Consider the following 17,751-nt stretch of genomic DNA (forward strand, 5'->3'; position numbering starts at 1 on the left):
TCACGCGAGTTACGTCTCTGAGCACGCGAGTTACGCCTCTGAGCACGCGAGTTACGTCTCTGAGCACGCGAGTTACGGGTCGCCGCAAGGCGAAAGCCCCGGCCGCCGAAGCGGCCGGGGCTTTGTCGTGACGGAGTCAGCCGGTGGGGCGCTGCATGACGTCCGAGGTGTACTTGACCGAAGAAGGCTCGTGCCGCGAGGTGAACGGGCACTTCCAGTCCTCTTCGGTCATCCGGCCGGAGAAGTGCCGGGACGGCATCTGGTACTCGTAGGTGGTGAAGCTCGGGTTGACCGAACCGTTGTTGGTCGTCTCGCGTTTGCGGATCGCGTCCTGCATCGAGAAGAACTTGTCGCCCAGCAACATGAACTGCATCAGCGAGTTGAACGCGATCGCCGGCCGGGAGAACCGGCGGCTCGCCCGGGAGGAACCGGGGTGCATGCCGACGACGAAGAACGAGTGCCCGGCGACGTGGAATCCGAAGTTCGGTTCGTTGGGATCCGACGTGGCGCCTTCGTCGAGGCCGTAGGTGCGGCTGTCGATGTCGTGGATGAGCTGGAGATGACGCCACAGCAGACGTTCGTACTCCTCCTCGTCCAAAACCCCGCCAGGCTCCTCGAAAGTGGACACGAACGTGCGGAAACTCTTGTCCGACAACGTGGGCCGGATATCACGGGCATAGCCGAGCATGTCGCGGTAGTGGGCACGCGCCGACTCCGGATCACCCAGCGCCGGGTAGTGGCCGTGGACGATCGAGCCCTTCTTCAACGCCGCGCGAGCCCCGAGGCAGCTGAACTCCGTGGTCTGGATGAACGCTTCGAGCTCCGCTTTCGGGTCGCTCATTTCACTCCGCCTTTCCGGTGCTCCCCGGCCGTTCGCGGCCTGCCGGGAAGCCAGTCGAAGGCGCGCACGGTGACCGGGCGCGCCGGGACGGCCAGGGCGGCAGCGTTGCCGGCACCGGCGTCCAGTTCCGTGATCGTCCACTCAGGACGGTCTTCGAGGGCGACGTCGCCGCCGGTGAGGGTGAAGGAGGGCCCCGGCAGTCCGGCCAGCCCGGTGCCGTCGACCTTGAGGTAGGCCTCCTTGCAGGTCCAGTACCGGAAGAACGTCAGCGGCTCGCGGACCGCGGCGGCCTCTTCCGGACGCAGTGCCCGCGCGGCGAGGCCGTCGTGGTCGACCTCCCGGACCTCCTCGACGTCCACGCCGACCCGGACCCCGGCCGCGACGGCGACCAGCGCCAGCGTGCCGGACCGGGACAGGCTGAACTCGATCCCCGTCGCACCGTCCAGGGCCGGGCGGTCACCGTCGCGGGTGAACCGTAGCGCGGACGGCGGAATCCCTGTGTAGGACGCGAGGATGTCGCGCAGCGCGACGTGCGCGGCCAGGAAACGGGCCCGTTCCTCGTCCACCGTGATCGCGGCGGCCCGGCGCAACTCGTCTTCGGAGAGCGCGCCGAGTAGACCGTAGGCCTCGGACGAGCCCGGGCCGAGCACCCGCGCGAGGGCGATCCGCCACACGTGCACATCGCGGCCCGGGCGGAGCCGTTCCCCCAGCGCGCCCGAGGGCTGCTTCCACGCCGAGAACCACTGCGTGGTCATCGGCGCAGCTTCCGGTGGATCACGTCCAGCAGCGCCGGCCTGTGCTGCTCGAGATAGAAGTGCCCGCCCGGGTAGGTCACCATCGTCGAATCGGTGGCGAGTTCGAGCCACGCCGCCAGCTCGTCCAGATCGGCCCGCGGGTCGCGGTCGCCGCCGAACACGGTCAGCGGCACCGGCAACGGCTCCCCCGGGACATGCCGGTAGGTCTCGTTGACCGCCAGATCGGCCCGCATCAGCGGCAGGAACATCGCCAGCAGATCGCGCTCGCGGCGCAGGACGTCCGGCAGGCCGCCGAGGGCGTGCAGTTCGGCGGCGAGCCGCTCGTCGGGCAGCGACCGCAGCTGAAGCCGGGTATCGGGCAGCTGAGGGGCCGCCCGCCCTGACACGAACAGGTGCTTCGGCAGCGTGGCCCCGCGCTCGGCGAGCCTGCGGGTGAGCAGGTACGCGGTCAGGGCGCCGACACTGTGCCCGAAGAACGCGAAGTCACCGGTCAGCGCGTCCCCGAGGCCCTCGATCGCCGCCTCGACAAGGCTTTCGACGTCTTCGTGCGGCGTCTCGCGACCGCGTTCGGCACGGCCGGGTAGCTGGACCGGCAGGACGACCAGCTCGTCGCCCGCCGCAAGGACCCAGTCCCGGTAGACCGCCGCGCTCGCTCCGGCGTGCGGGAAACAGAACAGCCTGGTCACCCCGCCCGGCGGGAGCCCGCCGGGCAGCCAGGGACGTGCCGTGCTCGGAGCGGTCATCGCAGCTCCATCGTCAGATAGGGCGGCGGCGGCTGGATCGTGCTCAGGTCGGATTCCAGGACGAGCCGGTCGCCGTCCCGGGAGATCTCGGTGAAGCCCGCGAACGCGTAGGTCACGTACATGACCCGGTTGCGGCCCGTCTCGACGAAGTCCGCGCGCAGTTTCGCGCCGTCCTCCTTCGCCAGCCCCATGATGTGGTTGAGCAGGACCGTGCCGACCCCGCGCGACATCACGCGGCACGACATCAGCATCATCCGCAGATGCCAGGCGGGCGCGCCGCGTTCGGCCAGCGCCAGGCCGATCTTGCCGTAACCGCCGTACTTGTCGGAAAGCGACGCGACGAGCAGCACGTGGTCGGGTGAGGTGCGCAGCTCGTCCAGCTCGTCGTAGGAGTAGGTCCGGCCGGTCGAGTTGAGCTGGTTGGTGCGGACGGTCAGTTCCTCGGCCCGCTGCAGATCCTCCCGCTGGGCACGGGCGATCGTGAACTTCATGTCCAAAGTGGACAGGAACTCCTCGCTGGTGCCCTCGTGGTCCTGTTCGACCTGCTCCCGCACGGCGGCCGCGCGGTAGAGCTCGCGGCGCACCCGCGACTCGTCGGTGACGAACTTCGGCCGGAACTCCTCCGACGCCAGTGCCTCCCCCAGCTTCGCCACGTCGACGGTCTTGACCGAAGGCAGCGCGTGCGCGACCTCGGCCAGCTCGAACGGCTGGTCGTCGACGAACGCGATCGCGTCGAGACCGATGTTGAGCGCCTTCGCGATCCGTTCCACGGAACCGGATTTGGGGTTCCAGCTGATCTGCGGGTACAGGAAGTACTCGTCGAGCCCGGCCGCCTTCAGCCGCGCCATCGCCGCTTCGTGGTCGTTGCGGCTGGCCACCGAATGCAGGATGCCCAGCTCGTCCAGCCGCTTGATCTCCGTCACGACCTCCGGCCGTACGGTGACCTCGCCGTCCTCCAGCAGGGTGCCGTCCCACAGCGTGTTGTCCAGATCCCACACGACGCATTTGATGCGGCCGCGCTTCGGTTTCTCCAGTACCCCGGTCATCCCGGCACCTCCCGGTACGCCTCGTCCGCGATGGTCAGCTCCTGGATCTGGGTGCTGCCCTCGATGATTTCCATGACTTTCGCGTCGCGGTACAGCCGTGCCACCGGATAGTCCGGGCCGCAGCCGTTCGCGCCGTGGATCTGGACCGCGTCCGAAGCCGCCTTCGCCGCGGCCGTGGACGCGAAGTACTTGGCCACCCAGGTCGCCATGATGGTCGCCGGATCGCCCGCGTCCTTGAGCCGTCCGGCCTTCTCGCACAGCAGGCGCGCGGCGTCGCGCGCGGTGACCATCTCGCTGATCTTGGCGCGGATCTGCGGCAGATCGCGCAGCAGCCCGCCGCCCGCCGAACGCGCCGAGGTGTAGGCGGCCGACGCCGAGAGCGCCGCCCGTACGATCCCGACCGAACCGCACGCCACGCTGTAGCGCCCGAGGTCGAGCGCGCCGGTCATCACCGTGCCCGCGGCCCAGCCCGGCGGGCCGACCAGTGCGGACGGGTCGAGCCGGACGTCGTCGAACTCGATGGTCGCCAGCATGCTCGCCGTGGTGCCGAGCATGTGCCGGACCGGCGTCACCCGGACCCCCGGATGATCCGCGGGCACCAGGAACGCGCTCATCCCGGTGGCCGTGCCGGCGAACACCAGCAGCAGCCCGGCGACCTGGCCGCCGGTGATCCAGGTCTTGCGTCCCCGCAGTGTCCAGACGCCGTTCTCGGCGACGGCCACGGTGCCCGCGGCCGTCGAGTCGCTGCCGCTGAAATCCGGTTCGGTCAGGCAGAACGAGCCCAGTGTCGCGCCGTCGGACAGCGCGGGCAGCCAGCGCTCGCGCTGTTCGTCGTCGCCCCAGCGGTGTACCGTCGCGGTCACCATCGTGTGCACGGTGAGCAGGCTCCGCAGCGAAGAACAGCCGCGGCCCGTTTCTTCGTGCAGCCGCCCGAGGGTGACCATGTCCAGCCCGGCGCCGCCGGCTTCGACGGGGAGGAACGGGGCCCACAGTCCCAGCTCCCCCACTCGCCGCAGCACCTCTGGGGGGATGCGCTCGGCCCGGTCCCACGCGTCCGCGTGCGGGCCGACCTCCTCGTCGACGAAACGCCCGACCACCTCGACCGCCGGCGTTTCGGGCCGTGTCCTCGCCCTCACGTCGTTCTCCGTTCAGTGCGCGGCCGCGGCGGTGCGCCGCTCGACCAGCTCGGTCATCCGCGTGACGGTGCGGAAGTTGTCCAGCTTCAGTTCCTCGTTGGGGATCCGCGTGGCGAACGCCTTCTCGATGAACATGACCAGCTCCATCGCGAACAGGGAGTTCACGAAGCCCAGCGCGAAGATGTCCTGCTCGTCGGTGAACGACAGGCTGGGGAACTTCGCGCCGATGAAGCCGCGGATCTCGCCGCGGACGTCCTGCGACATGGTGGATGCCTTTCTCCTTGAAGGAAATGATCTTCCTGAGGGCTGAGTGGTGGTCGCGCCGAAGAAGGGGTTGCGAAAGCCACTTTCGCAACCTTCGACGTCGCCGAAGTGGCTTTCACAACACCGTCGTCCGGCTATCCCTGTTCGATCGGGCGACCATGTCGCGAAAGCCACTTTCGCGACGTCTGATGTCCCGAAAGTGGCTTTCGCGACGCGTTCGGCCGAACTGACCGGTCACCTCGAATCGTCACTCACGGCCGACGCATGTGCCGCCGTTCCGCGAAGGCCCCGGATCCGCCCGGACGCGCGAGGCTAACNTCGCGAAAGCCACTTTCGCGACGTCTGATGTCCCGAAAGTGGCTTTCGCGACACGTCCCCGCCTTCAGCCGCTGTAGTTGTAGAAACCCTTGCCGCTCTTGCGTCCGTGCAGCCCGGCCGCGGTCATCTGCTTGAGCAGCGGGCACGGCCGGTACTTGCTGTCGTTGAACTCGTCGTAGAGCACCTCGACGCTGTAGAGGATCGTGTCGACGCCGATGAGGTCGGCGGTCTCCAGCGGGCCCATCGGATGCCCGAAGCAGCCGCGGAACACCTCGTCGACCGTCTCCGCGTCCGCGACCCCTTCGTGCACCAGGAAAGCCGCCTCGTTGACGGTGAGCATCAGCACGCGGTTCGAGACGAACCCTGAGGCGTCGTTGACCGGGATCGGCTTCTTCCCCATCGAGAGCAGCAGCTCGCGCACGGTGTCCTTTGTGGACTCGCTGGTGTGGTAGCCGGGGATGAACTCGCACGACGGCTTCATCGGCACCGGGTTCATGAAGTGCACGCCCATCACCTTGTCCTGGCGCCGGGTGAGCGCGGCGACCTTGGTGATCGGGATGGCGGAGGTGTTGACGACGAACACGGTGTCGGCCTTGCAGGCCTCGTCGAGTTTCGGGTACAGGCGGGATTTGAGGTCCCAGTTCTCGGTGATGTTCTCGATCACCACCTCGGCCTCGGCGAGCAGCGCGAGCTCGGTGCCGAAGGTGATGCGGCCCAGCACCTCGGCCGCGTCGATCTCGGGGCCGCCGAGCATGCGGCTCATCCGGCATTCGAGTTCGATCCGGTCGCGGGCGTCGGCCAGTTTGCCCGGGTCGACGTCGATGAGCACGGCCTCGTGCCCGCTGGTGGCGAGGTTCTGCGCGACCCCGGTGCCCATCACACCGGCGCCGACGACTCCGACGAGGGTCATCGTTCCTCCTTGGCTGCGTTGCTCGTGGTCAGGTCCAGCACACCGTCGAGCCGGCCGTGGGCGGCCCACACGGCGTCGGCGCCGCCGGGGTGCTCTTCGGCGAACACGACGGTCGCGCCCAGTTCGGCGCCCAGCCGGGTGGCCAGGTCGCGGGCGGTGACGTCCAGTTCGCCTTCGATCAGGTAGACCGGGGTGTCGACGGACCGGGCGCCGAGCGCGACGTCGGCGACGGCCCGGGTCGGCTCGATCCAGTAGCGGTCGCGCTGGAACGGATAACCCGGCAACGTGGTCTTCCGCGGGTCGCGGCCGTCGTGATAGGCCCGCCAGTCGATGTCCGCCCCGGAAAGCCAGGCGCGGCCGAGCGCTTCGGTGAGCACGGCCGTGTCCTGGCGGGGGTCGGCCTCGCCGGGCAGGGTCGGAACCAGCAGCGGCCACGAGGTCTGCGGGAAATCGGGGTGACCGCGGAACATCGAGCCGAGCGACTGCCCGGCTCCCAGTTCCAGCAACACGGTATCCGGGGAAACACTGGCAAGATGCTCGATCATCGCGGCGAACCGGACGGGACGGCACATGTGCTCGGCCCAGTAGCCGGGATCCTTCAGCTGCTTGAGCGTGATCGGCGCGCCGGTGACGTTCGACAGGTAGGGCACTTCCGGCTCGCGCGGCGTGAGGTTCTTCCGCGCCCACGCGGTCAGTTCGGCCGCCGCCGGGCGCAAGGCCCGCGAGTGGAAGGCGTGCGTGGTGCGCAGCGGCCTGGCGGGGATACCGTGTCCGGCGAGTTCGGCGGCCAGCTTTTCGACACCGTCGCCCGCGCCGGACACGACGATCATCCGCGGCCCGTTCACCGCGGCGACGTCGACGCCGAACGCGGTCACGTCGCCCACCAGGGCGGTGAGTTCGGCGGCTCCCAGCGGGACCGCGGCCATCGCGCCTTCCGGCAGGTTCTCGATCAGCTTCGCCCGGGTGGCGACCAGCGCGGTGGCCTCTTCGAGGGTGAGGGCGCCCGCGAGGGTGGCGGCGGCGAACTCGCCGACGCTGTACCCGGCGAGCACGGACGGCTGGACTCCCCACGCGCGCAGGAGGCGGCCGAGGGCGTAGCCGAGGGTGAACACGGCGGGCTGGGTGACCGATGGGGCCGCGTCCTCGGTGTCGGTCGCGCGGCCCAGCAAACGGGCCAGGTCACCGCCGTCCGAACCGCGAGAGCCGTGCAGGCTCGCCGTCGGGTCGGTGCCGAGATGCTCGCGGAACAGTGCGGCGCATTCGTCGACGGCGGCCTTGAACTCCGGCTCGCTGTCGTAGAGCCCGCCTGCCATGCCGCGGTACTGCTCGCCGACCCCGGCGAGCAGGAAGCCGGCTTTCCGCGGCTTCGAGTCCGCTTCGGCCGTCACCGACGCGAACGCGTCAGCGATGTCGTTCTCGGAGGACACCACCGTCATCCGCCGGTGCTCGAACGCCTTACGCCCGTTGTGCAACGTGTAGGCGACGTCCGCCAGGTCCGTCCACTCAGGACTGGCCGCGGCCAGCCTGCCGGTCATCGCGTCCGCCGCCTCGGAGGTCCGTGCGGACCACACGAGCAGCTGATGCGGACGGGCGGACGGACGTTCCGGGCGGTCCTCCGGCGCTTCCTCCAGGACGACGTGGGCGTCGGTTCCGCCGAAGCCGTACGCGCTGACCCCGGCAAGTCGGGGCCGCTCACCGCGTGGCCAATCGCCCAGTTCGGTCTGCACGACGAGTTTGTCGCCGCTGTGGGCGAGCTGCGGGTTGGGCTTCTCGAAGTTGACCGCGGGCGGCAGCTTCTCGTGGTGCAGCGCCAGCGCGGCCTTGATCAGGCGGGCGACGCCGCCTGCCTGGTTGATGTGCCCCAGGTTCGCGTCGATCGAACCGAGCGTGACCCGCTCGACGCCGTCGACGTCGAAGATCTTCTGCAGCGCGGAGATCTCGGCGACGTCACCGAACGGAGTGCCCAAAGTGGACACTTCGATGTGGTCGATCTCGTCCGGCTCGACATCGGCGGCGGCCATCGCCTCGGCGACGACGGCGGCCTGGCCGGGCACGCCCGGCAGGTTGAACCCCTGCCGCGCGCGGTTGCCTTCGTGGTGGATGGCCCAGCCCCGGATCACCGCGTAGACGCGGTCGCCGTCGGCCAGCGCGTCCTCCAGCCGCCTCAGTACGACGACGCCGAGGCCGTTGCCGGGGACCTTGCCGTTGGCGCCCGCGTCGAGGATCCGGTTGATCCCGTCGGGCGCGAACCGGCTGCCCTCGCGATAGAGATAGCCCGGTTCCTGAGGCACGACAACGGAAACCGAACCGGACACGACCAGGTCGGACTCTCCGGTGAGCAGGCTGGAGCAGCCCTGCGCGACGGCGGCGAGCGCGGTCGAACTGCAGCTCTGCACGCTGACCGACGGGCCGGTCAGGTCGAGGGCGTACGACAGCCGGGACGCGAGCAGATCCTTCTCGTTCTGCAGGATCAGCTGGTCCGGGCCGACGGTCAGCGCGGTGACGTCGTTGGACAGCAGGTTCGACAGCAGGTACGTGCTCGGGGCGCCGCCGGCGAACACCCCGGCGAGGCCTTCGATCCGGTCCGGGTCGACCCCCGCGTCCTCCAGCGCGTGCCACGCGCATTCGAGGAACAGCCGGTGCTGCGGGTCGAGGAGTTCGGCGTCGGCGCGGCTGTAGCCGAAGAAGTCGGCGTCGAAGCGGTCGATGCCGGGCAGCAACCCGGCCGCGGGGACGAAGGCGGGATCGTCGGCGACTTCGGCGGGCACTCCCGCGGCCAGCAGTTCGGCGCGGGTCATCCGGGTGATGCCGTCGCGGCCGGCGCACAGATCGGCCCAGAACTTGCCGATGTCGGGCGCGCCGGGGAAGTTCCCGGCCATGCCGACGATCGCGATGTCGTCGCCGGTGTCCCGTTCTCGCGTGGTCATGGGATGGTTCACCTTCCGGTCCGGCTCGGGCGCTTGCGGAGCTTCGCGGTGCGGGCGCGGCGGCGCTCGCCGCGGGCGGAGACGTCTTCGGTGGGCTCGGCGGCCACCTGCGGCGCGCCGGGTTCGCCGAGGAGCGTGACGAACTCGGCGATGGTCGGTTTCTCGAACAGGCTCGCCGGGGCCAGTTCGACGCCGAACTCCTTGGCGACGCGGCCGATCAGCACCAGGCCGATCAGCGAAGTACCGCCGAGGTCGAAGAACGGGTCGTGCACGCCGACCTGCTCCAGGCCGAGGCAGTCGCACCAGGCGGCGGCGACGCGCTCTTCGGCCGGGGTGCGCGGGGCCACGTACGCGGTGCGCAGATCGGGCCGCGGATACCGCTCGCCGGTGGGGATCGCGGCGTCGGCGCCGACCAGCGCGTCGACCGAACCCATCCGGGCGAGCGCGGCCAGCACGTCGGCCAGCGGGAGCGGCAGCACGGTCACCAGCGATTCGCCGGAGACGATGATCCGCGAGAGCAGTTCAGTGCCTTCTTCCGCGCCGATCCCGAATTCCTCACGGAACTTGCGGGAGCCTTCCTGCGCTTCGGCGGAACCCGAGAGCCCGGACGCCGTCCAAGCGTCCAGCTGCCAGGGACCCCAGGCGACCGAGACGACCTGCTTCGCCGGACCGCGTCCGCCGGCCGAGGCCGAGGCGACCCCGTCGAGGAACGCGTTGGCGGCGGAGTAGTCGATCTCGCCGACGCCGACGGTGAGCGTCACCGTCGAGGAGTACAGGACCAGCAGGTCGACCGGTTCGACGCGCAGCGCCTCGGTCAGGGCGAGGGTGCCGTCGACCTTCGGCGCCAGCACCGCGGCCGCCTGTTCACGGGTCTTGTTCTGCAGCAGGCCACCGCCGGCGATCCCGGCCGCGTGCACCACGCCGTCGAGGTAGCCGAAGTAGCCGCGGACCTCCGCCAGCAGCGCCGCGGCCTCGCCGGGAGCGCTGACGTCGGCGCGCAGGGTCAGGACGTCGGCGCCGAGGGCGCGCAGATCCCGGACCGCCAGCAGCACTTCGCTCGTGCGGTCGTCCACGCCATGCTCCCGGATCCAGTCGTCCCAGGTTTCTTCCGGCGGCAGCTCGGACCGGCCTGCCAGCGCGAGGTTCACGCCCAGCGGCGCGAGCCGCCGGGCCAGCGCGAGGCCGAGGACACCGAGCCCGCCGGTGATCAGGTAGGTCCCGCCGGGCTTCCAGGCCAGCGAGTCGTCGACCTCGGGAAGCTCGACGACGTCGAAACCGCGCAACCAGCGGAGTCCGCCTCGCCAGGCGGCGACCGCTACTCCATCGACGGTGTCCACTGTGGACGCCGCCAGGAGATCGAGCTCGTGGAGAGCCTGAGCGACCTTGTCCCCGGTGCGGTCGAAGTCCACGTACTGCGCGTGGACCAGCGGGTACTCGGCGGCGATCGCGTCGGCCGTGGCGGCGATGGTCGGGGCGAAGGCGTCGGTGGCGTCGCCGCCGAGGACGTCGAAACCGTTGCGTCCCAACGCGAGCAGGTCGACACGGCGGCCGGCGCATTCGGCGCCGATGGCCTTGCCGAGCTCCAGGAGACTGTAGAAGCCGGATTCGAGGTCACTGGTGGTGAGCCCGTGGGCGTGCACGATCCACAGCGGACCGTCGCCGGCGAGCACTTGGCGATCCACGGCGGACGCGACCGTGACGCGGTGACCGGCGGCTTCCGCGGCGGCCGCGAAATCGTCGGCGAACTCACCCGGTTCGGCGAACAGGACGAGGTCGCCCGGCGTCGCGGGTACACGGCGGGTGGTGTCCCGGTGCCATGTCGGAATGTGCGCGGCCAGCCCGGCGCGGACCGGTGTCTCCGGTTCGGTGGCGGACATCTGGTTGAGCGACCAGCCCGAGCCGCGCGAGGCGACCTCCGGCCAGTAGCGGGTGCGCTGGAAGCGGTACCCGGGCAGCGTGACGAACCGGCGGTCCGGTCCGGCGCCGTCCGCCCAGCCGATCTCGACGCCGTGCTCCCACAGCGCGCCGAGCGCGGTCAGCCAGGCACGCCGTCCGGCACCGGCCACCGGCTCCGGCAACAGCGAGACCACCGGCGTCTGTGGCAGGTAGCGTCCGGCCGCCTCGGCGCCGTCGTCACCGAGACCCGCCTCGACGAGGACTCCGGCGTACTTCGCCAAGGCCAGCAGGCCGTCTTCGAAGCGGTCGTCGGCGATCCGCCAGTGCGCCGGGTCCGCGGCCTCGGCGGCGGTGAGCACCGTGCCGGTACGGGGCGAGATCACCGGCACCGCCGGGGTTCCCGCCCGCGGCACCGGTCCGCCGAGCGCGAGTTCGAGGCCTTCGGCGAGGCCGAACAGCCCGGCCGCGACGGCGGCGACACATTCGCCGGTGCCGCGTCCGAGCACCACGGCCGGTTCGAGACCCCAGGCGGTCAGCAGCCGGCAGAACGCGTACTCGACGGCGAAGACCACGGCTCGCTCGTCGGCCTCGGCCGTGCCGTAGAGCGCGCCGAGGAGGTCGGCCCGGCCGTCCAGCAGGGCGGCGCATTCGTCGATCGCGGCACGGAAAGCGAGTTCCGTGCGGTACAGCTCGTCGGTCGTGCCCGGCCAGCCGTGGCGGGTGCCGGGCAGCAGGAGACCGAAGCGCCGTTTGTCGGTGACGGCCGAGCCGCCGGTGACCGCGCGCAGCGCCGTGACGGCGTCGGCGTGATCGCGCGCCAGCACCGCCTTGCGCACCGAGAGCGCGCTGCGTCCGGCTTGGGTGGTGAAGGCGACGTCGGCGAGTTCGAGGTCTTCGGTCAGGTGGTCGGCCAAGGCTTCGGCGTTCGCGCGCAGCCCGGCTTCGCTCTGCCCGGACACCGTGAGCAGTTGCCATTCCGGACCCGGCGCGGGCATCGGAGCGGGCGCCGCCTGGTCGAGGACGAAGTGGACGTTGGAACCGGACCAGCCGAACGAGCTGACGCCCGCGCGCAGCACCCCGTCGGCGTTGGCCGGGAAGGGACGCGCCTCGGGGACCGGGCGGACCGGGCCGTCCACGGTGACGACCGAGTTCGGCGTGTTCAGGTGCAGGTTGCCCGGCATGGTGCCGTGTTCCAGCGACAGCACGGTCTTGATCAGCCCGGCCATCCCCGACGCGGCGAGCGTGTGGCCGACGTTCGTCTTGACGGCGCCGACGTAGAGCGGCTCGGGCGCGTTCCGTTCGCCGAAGATCTCGCCGAGCGCGGTGAACTCGATCGCGTCGCCCAGTTGCGTGCCGGAGCCGTGCGCCTCGACGTAGCCCACCTCGTCGGGCATGACCCCGGCGTCGGCGAGCGCCGCGCGGATGACCGCGTTCTGCGCCGCGCGGTTGGGTGCGGTGAGCCCGTTGCTGCGGCCGTCCTGGTTGGTCGCGGTGCCGCGGATGACCGCGCGCGTCCGTCCGCCCCGGCCGACCTCGCCCGCCCGGCGGAGCACCACGACGCCGCCGCCCTCGCCGATGACGTAGCCGTCCGCGCTCTCGTCGAAGGTCTTGGTGCGGCCGTCGGCGGCCAGCATGCTCATCTTGCAGGACTGGATGAACACGTCCGGGTTGATCATCGCCGAGGCCGCGCCGACGATCGCGATGTCGCATTCGCCGCGGCGGAGGCTCTGCACGGCGAGGTGCGCCGCGCTCAGAGCCGACGAGCACGCGGTGTCCACGGTCAGGCAGGGCCCACGCAAATCGAGTAGATGCGCGATCCGGCCGGCGGCGGCGGAAAGCGAGCTGCCGAGGCCGAAGTAGGGGTCGTCGGCCGCGTCCATGCCGTCGGCTTCGAGCTGCCGCATGCTGTACTGCATGGTGTCGATCAGCCCGGCGAACACGCCCGTGCGGCTGCCGCGCAGTTCGTCGGCGGTGAGCCCGGCGTCCTCGATGCCTTCCCACACCAGCTCCATGAGCAGGCGGAAGGTCGGGTCGAGCCGCCGCGCCTCCTGCGGTGACAGGCCGAAGAACGCCGCGTCCCAGCCCGCGATGTCGTCGACGAACGCTCCCTGCTGCGTGTACGCCTTGCCCGGCGCGGTGCGGTCGGGGTCGTAGTAGTCGGCCGCGGTCCAGCGGTCCGGCGGCACCTCGCGGATCAGATCCTTGCCCTGGACCAGGTTCTCCCAGAACTTCTCCGGGGTGTCGCTGCCACCGGCGAAGCGGCAGGACAGACCGACGACGGCGACGTCCTGTCCGGCGGCGGCCGGTCCGGTGACGACGGTCCGCGTCTCCTGGGCCACGGGGGTGAGCGCGGCCAGCAGATGCGCGGCGAGCGCGGCCGGGGTGGCGTGGTCGAAGACCATCGTCGGCGGCAGCGCCAGCCCGGTCTCGGTGTTGATGCGGCCGCGCAATTCGATGGCGGTGAGCGAATCGATGCCCAGTTTCGTGAACTGCTGTCCCGCCGGGACACCGTCGGTGTGCCCGAGGACGGCGGCGGTGTGGGTCAGGACCAGTTCGGTGAGCACGCGTTCGCGTTCGGCCTCGGGCAGGCCGGCGAGCCGGTTTCGCCACGCGTCGGCGGCTTCGGCGCCTTCCTCGGCGCGGGCGGCTTCGGCCTCGGCGATGGCGACGACCTCGGGCAGGCCGGCGAGCAGCGGGCTCGGCCGCAGCGCGGCGAACGGCGGCGCGAACTTCTCCCAGGTCAGTTCGGCGACGGTCAGCGCGGTCTCGTCCCGGTCGAGTGCCTGGCCGAGCGCGACCAGGCCGGTCTCCGGTGCCATGGCCGGGACGCCGAGACCACTGAGCAGTTCGTCGAGGTCCGCGCCGACGCCCATGCCGACCTCGCCCCAGCGGCCCCACGCGATCGACGTCGCGGGGAGCCCGTTCGCCCGTCGGCGTTGCGCGACCGCTTCGAGGTGCGCGTTCGCGGCACCGTAAGCACTTTGGACCGCGTTGCCGATGGAGGCGGCGATCGAGGAGAACAGGACGAAGGCGTCGAGGTCGAGTCCCTCGGTCAGCTCTTCGAGGTTGCGGGTCCCGGCGACCTTCGGGCGGAGGACGTCGGCGTAGCGCGTGCGGTCCATCGACTCGATGAGACCGAGTTCGAGCACGCCGGCGAGGTGGAAGACCGCGCGGAGATCGTCGCGAATGGGCTCGATGACGGCGGCGAGGGCGCCGCGGTCGGCGACGTCGCACGCGACGATGGTGACGCGCTCCCCGGCCAGTCCGGCGGCGCCGGGAGCGTCTTCTCCTTGGCGGGAAACGAGAACGACGTGTTCGGCGCCGTGCTCGACCAGCCACCGGGTGACGATCCCGCCGAGTCCGCCGGTCCCGCCGGTGACGAGCACGGTGCCGCGCGCCTGCCAAGACCGTTTGGGCGCAGTGGGTTCGGCGTGGGCGAGCCGCCTGCCGAACGCGCCGGTCGCCCGGACGGCGACCTGGTCCTCACCGCGAGGACCGGTGAGGACGCCGCGCAGGAGTGAAACGATCCGCTCCCCCGGTTCGGCCGGGACGTCGACGAGGCCGCCCCACGCCTGCGGGTTCTCCAGCGCGGCGGCCCGGCCGAAACCCCACAGCTGGGCCTGGGCTGGCGAATCCGGCGCGTCGTGGGCGCCGGTCGAGACCGCGCCGCGGGTGAGCGTCCACAGTGGACCTTGCGGATCGCGGGCGGCCAGCTCCCGTACCAGGGTCATCGTGGCTTCGGCGCCGAACGAGAGCCCGTCCTTCTCGGTCTCGTCGAGGGCCAGCAGGGACAGGATGCCGTCGAAGGTCTCGTCGGGCAGTTCCACCCGATCGGGCTGCTCGACGACGAGCCGCCGCACCTCGGCACCGGACAGGACTTCGGCGGCGGTCTCGATCCACGGGTGTTGCTGTGCCGAGGTGACGAGCAGCCAGCGTCCGGTGGCCGTGGTCGTCGCGGGGATGAAGGGCTGCCAGCGAACGTGGTAGGCCAGCGAAGCCGCTTCGGCCGACAGCGATCGGGCACGGCGGTAGCGCGAGAGCGCGGGCAGGACCGTGCCGAGCGGCGCTTCGACGTCGGACAGCTTCAGCTCGGCGGCGAACTCGCCGACGTCACCCGCTTCGACGACCGACCAGAACCGGCTGTCTTCGGTGGAGACCACGCCCACGCCAGGGTCTTCCAGCCAGAAACGCTTGCGCTGGAAGGGATAGGTCGGCAGGGTGACGATCCGCGCGCCGCTGCCGCCGAGGTAGGCGGCCCAGTCGACGCGGGCGCCGTGGGCGTGGAGCTGCCCCAGCGCGGTGACGAGCGTGGCGGCCTGGTCGCGGTCCTTGCGCTGAGCCGCGGCGAAAACGGCCCCTTCCGGCAGGACCGAACGGCCCATCGGCGTGAGCGCGGCGTCCGGGCCGAGTTCGAGGAAGGTCGTGACCCCTTGGCCGTGCAGGGTTTCCACCGCGTCGGCGAACCGGACGGTGCCGCGGACGTGGTCGGCCCAGTACGCCGGATCCGTGAGCCGGTCGGCGATCTCCCCGGTCAGGGTCGAGACGACGGGAATCGTGGGCTGGTGGAAGGTCAGGGTCCGCGCGACGTCCGTGAAGCCGGCGAGCATCGGCTCCATCAGCGCCGAGTGGAAGGCGTGGGACACCGAAAGCCGGGTCGTGCGGCGGCCCGGGAAGCGTTCCGCGACAGCGATCGTCGCCGCCTCGGTGCCGGACAGGACGACGGCACGGGGGCCGTTGACCGCCGCGAGGGCGACCTCGGCCGAGAGGTACGGGCGGACCTCGTCTTCGGTCGCCTCCAGCGCGATCATCGCGCCGCCCTCGGGCAGTGCCTGCATGAGACGGCCGCGAGCGGCGACCAGACGGGCGGCGTCCTCCAGCGAGAGCACCCCGGCGACGTGGGCGGCCGCGATCTCGCCGACCGAGTGCCCGGCGACGAAGTCGGGGGCGACCCCCCAGGAGGCGACGAGCCGGAAGAGAGCGACCTCGAACGCGAACAGGGCGGGCTGGGCGAACTCGGTGCGGTCCAGACGCGCGGCGTCGGTACCGAAAACGACGTCCCGGACGCCGGGAAGGTGTGCGCAGGCTTCGTCGAAGGCCTCGGCGAACACCGGGAAGCATTCGTGGAGGCGGCGGCCCATGCCGAGCCGCTGTGCGCCTTGGCCGGTGAACAGCACGGCCAGCCGTCCGGCGGTGTCGCTGCCGGTGACCGTGCCCGCTTCGCCGCCCGCGAGAGCGCGGAGACCGGCGGCCAGTTCGGTGCGGTCGGCCCCGGTGACGACCGCTCGGTGCTCCATGTCGGCGCGGGTGGTGGCCAGCGAGAGCGCGACGTCGACCGGTTCGGCACCGGATTCGTCCACAGTGGACAACAGAGCGGCCGCCTGCGCGCGGACGGTGGCGGGCGAGGCGCCGGACAGCACGTACGGGACCACCGGCGGCGCCACGATCTCGCGCTCCCCGAGGGGTTCTTCGGCAGGCTGCTCCAGGATGACGTGCGCGTTGGTACCGCTGATGCCGAACGACGAAACCCCGGCGCGGCGCGGCCGGTCCGTCGCGGTCCACGGGCGGGCCTTGTCGAGCAGCTCCACCGAGCCGGCGGACCAGTCCACGTGCGGGGACGGCGCGTCGACATGCAGGGTCGCGGGCAGCGTGGCGTGGCGCATCGCCTCGACCAGCTTCACGATCCCGGCGAGACCGGCGGCGGCCTGGGTGTGGCCGATGTTGGACTTCACCGAGCCCAGCCACAACGGCGTTTCCCGATCGCGACCGTAGGTGGCCAGCAGCGCCTGTGCCTCGATCGGGTCGCCCAGCGCGGTCCCGGTGCCGTGCGCCTCGACGACGTCCACAGTGGACGCTTCGATCCCGGCGTTCGCCAGCGCGGCGCGGATCACGCGTTGCTGCGACGGGCCGTTCGGGGCGGTCAGGCCGCTGGAAGCGCCGTCGGAGTTGACCGCGCTGCCGCGGACGAGTGCGAGGATGGGGTGCCCGTTGCGGCGGGCGTCGGAAAGCCGCTCCAGCACCAGCATCCCGGCGCCCTCGGCCCAGTTGGTGCCGTCTGCGGCGGCCGCGAACGGCTTGCAGCGGCCGTCCGGCGCGAGCCCCCGCTGCCGCGAGAACTCGACGAACGCGCCCGGCGTCGCCATCACCGTGACCCCACCGGCCAGCGCCAGCGTGCACTCCCCCGACCGCAGCGCGCGGGCCGCGAGGTGGACCGCGACCAGCGAAGACGAGCACGCCGTGTCGATCGACACCGACGGCCCTTCGAGGCCGAGTGCGTAGGAGACGCGGCCTGACACGACGCTGCCGGAGGTGCCGATGCCGAGGTAGCCCTCGTGTTCTTCCGGTAGCGCGGTCAGCCGTGACGCGTAGTCGGTGAATCCGACCCCGGCGAACACCCCGGTGGCGCTGCCCTTGAGCGAAAGCGGGTCGATCCCGGCCCGCTCGACGGCTTCCCACGCCGTCTCCAGCAGCAACCGCTGCTGCGGATCGGTCGCTTCGGCCTCCCGCGGCGAGATGCCGAACAGCTCGTTGTCGAATTCCGCGGCGTCGTGCAGGAATCCGCCCTCGCGGACGTAGCTGGTGCCGGGCACGGACGGGTCGAGGTCGTGGATCGCGTCGGTGTCCCAGCCGCGGTCGGCCGGGAACGGCGAAATCGCGTCGCCACCGCCGTCGACCAGCTCCCACAGTTGTTCCGGGGTGCGGACACCGCCGGGGAACCGGCAGCTCATCGCGACGATGGCGATGGGCTCGGTCTCCTTCTCCCGCGCGTCCGCCAGCTCGCGGCGGCTCTCCCGCAGGTCGGCCGCCATCCGCTTGAGGTAGTCGACGTACTGCTCTTCCGAAGGCATGTCACGGCTCCTCAATTTCTGTAGTGAACCCGCGACCGCGATCGACGTCGGCAGGGCGATGCCTGGTCGT

The 17,751-nt window shown here is 71.2% G+C and carries 9 protein-coding genes; all 9 read right to left on the reverse strand.

What is annotated here, in order from left to right:
- Positions 1–136 precede the first annotated feature (136 nt).
- The 9 genes from gntA to ACXIZN_RS17880 all read right to left on the reverse strand — a co-directional run bounded on the left by gntA (position 137) and on the right by ACXIZN_RS17880 (position 17,681).
- A complete protein-coding gene (gene gntA, locus ACXIZN_RS17840) occupies positions 137–841 on the reverse strand; it encodes a guanitoxin biosynthesis heme-dependent pre-guanitoxin N-hydroxylase GntA (RefSeq protein ID WP_457955758.1) in 705 nt (234 codons plus the stop codon).
- Positions 838–1,596, reverse strand: a complete 759-nt coding sequence (locus tag ACXIZN_RS17845; protein WP_457955760.1) for a 4'-phosphopantetheinyl transferase family protein — start codon at positions 1,594–1,596, stop codon at positions 838–840. Before ACXIZN_RS17845 ends, gntA begins: the two co-directional genes overlap by 4 nt.
- Complete coding sequence (locus ACXIZN_RS17850) at positions 1,593–2,339, reverse strand: thioesterase II family protein (protein ID WP_457955761.1); 747 nt, start codon at positions 2,337–2,339, stop codon at positions 1,593–1,595. The genes ACXIZN_RS17845 and ACXIZN_RS17850 overlap by 4 nt, the downstream gene beginning before the upstream one ends.
- The gene (locus ACXIZN_RS17855) at positions 2,336–3,385 is read right to left on the reverse strand and encodes an HAD-IIIC family phosphatase (RefSeq protein ID WP_457955762.1); all 1,050 of its coding nucleotides are present in this window, start codon (positions 3,383–3,385) and stop codon (positions 2,336–2,338) included. The genes ACXIZN_RS17850 and ACXIZN_RS17855 overlap by 4 nt, the downstream gene beginning before the upstream one ends.
- Positions 3,382–4,521: an acyl-CoA dehydrogenase family protein gene (locus ACXIZN_RS17860; protein WP_457955763.1), complete on the reverse strand. Its 1,140-nt coding sequence runs from the start codon at positions 4,519–4,521 to the stop codon at positions 3,382–3,384. The genes ACXIZN_RS17855 and ACXIZN_RS17860 overlap by 4 nt, the downstream gene beginning before the upstream one ends.
- Before the next feature lie 12 nt (positions 4,522–4,533).
- A complete protein-coding gene (locus tag ACXIZN_RS17865) occupies positions 4,534–4,785 on the reverse strand; it encodes an acyl carrier protein (RefSeq protein ID WP_007029786.1) in 252 nt (83 codons plus the stop codon).
- Between the two features lie 382 nt (positions 4,786–5,167).
- On the reverse strand, positions 5,168–6,013 hold the full coding sequence (locus tag ACXIZN_RS17870; RefSeq protein ID WP_457955764.1) for a 3-hydroxyacyl-CoA dehydrogenase family protein: 846 nt from the start codon (positions 6,011–6,013) through the stop codon (positions 5,168–5,170).
- Complete coding sequence (locus ACXIZN_RS17875) at positions 6,010–8,940, reverse strand: type I polyketide synthase (protein WP_457955766.1); 2,931 nt, start codon at positions 8,938–8,940, stop codon at positions 6,010–6,012. The genes ACXIZN_RS17870 and ACXIZN_RS17875 overlap by 4 nt, the downstream gene beginning before the upstream one ends.
- Positions 8,941–8,948: 8 nt before the next feature.
- Positions 8,949–17,681 carry a type I polyketide synthase gene (locus ACXIZN_RS17880; RefSeq protein ID WP_457955768.1) on the reverse strand — a complete coding sequence of 2,911 codons (8,733 nt, stop codon included), beginning with the start codon at positions 17,679–17,681 and terminating at the stop codon, positions 8,949–8,951.
- Positions 17,682–17,751: the final 70 nt, after the last annotated feature.

The organism is Amycolatopsis sp. TRM77291 (assembly GCF_054166285.1).

Bases quoted from the DNA above. Each gene is read 5' to 3' on its own strand.
- ACXIZN_RS17845 (WP_457955760.1), bottom strand. From the start codon at position 1,596: ATGACCACGCAGTGGTTCTCGGCGTGGAAGCAGCCCTCGGGCGCGCTG.
- gntA (WP_457955758.1), bottom strand. From the start codon at position 841: ATGAGCGACCCGAAAGCGGAGCTCGAAGCGTTCATCCAGACCACGGAG.
- ACXIZN_RS17880 (WP_457955768.1), bottom strand. From the start codon at position 17,681: ATGCCTTCGGAAGAGCAGTACGTCGACTACCTCAAGCGGATGGCGGCC.
- ACXIZN_RS17865 (WP_007029786.1), bottom strand. From the start codon at position 4,785: ATGTCGCAGGACGTCCGCGGCGAGATCCGCGGCTTCATCGGCGCGAAG.
- ACXIZN_RS17870 (WP_457955764.1), bottom strand. From the start codon at position 6,013: ATGACCCTCGTCGGAGTCGTCGGCGCCGGTGTGATGGGCACCGGGGTC.
- ACXIZN_RS17875 (WP_457955766.1), bottom strand. From the start codon at position 8,940: ATGACCACGCGAGAACGGGACACCGGCGACGACATCGCGATCGTCGGC.
- ACXIZN_RS17850 (WP_457955761.1), bottom strand. From the start codon at position 2,339: ATGACCGCTCCGAGCACGGCACGTCCCTGGCTGCCCGGCGGGCTCCCG.
- ACXIZN_RS17855 (WP_457955762.1), bottom strand. From the start codon at position 3,385: ATGACCGGGGTACTGGAGAAACCGAAGCGCGGCCGCATCAAATGCGTC.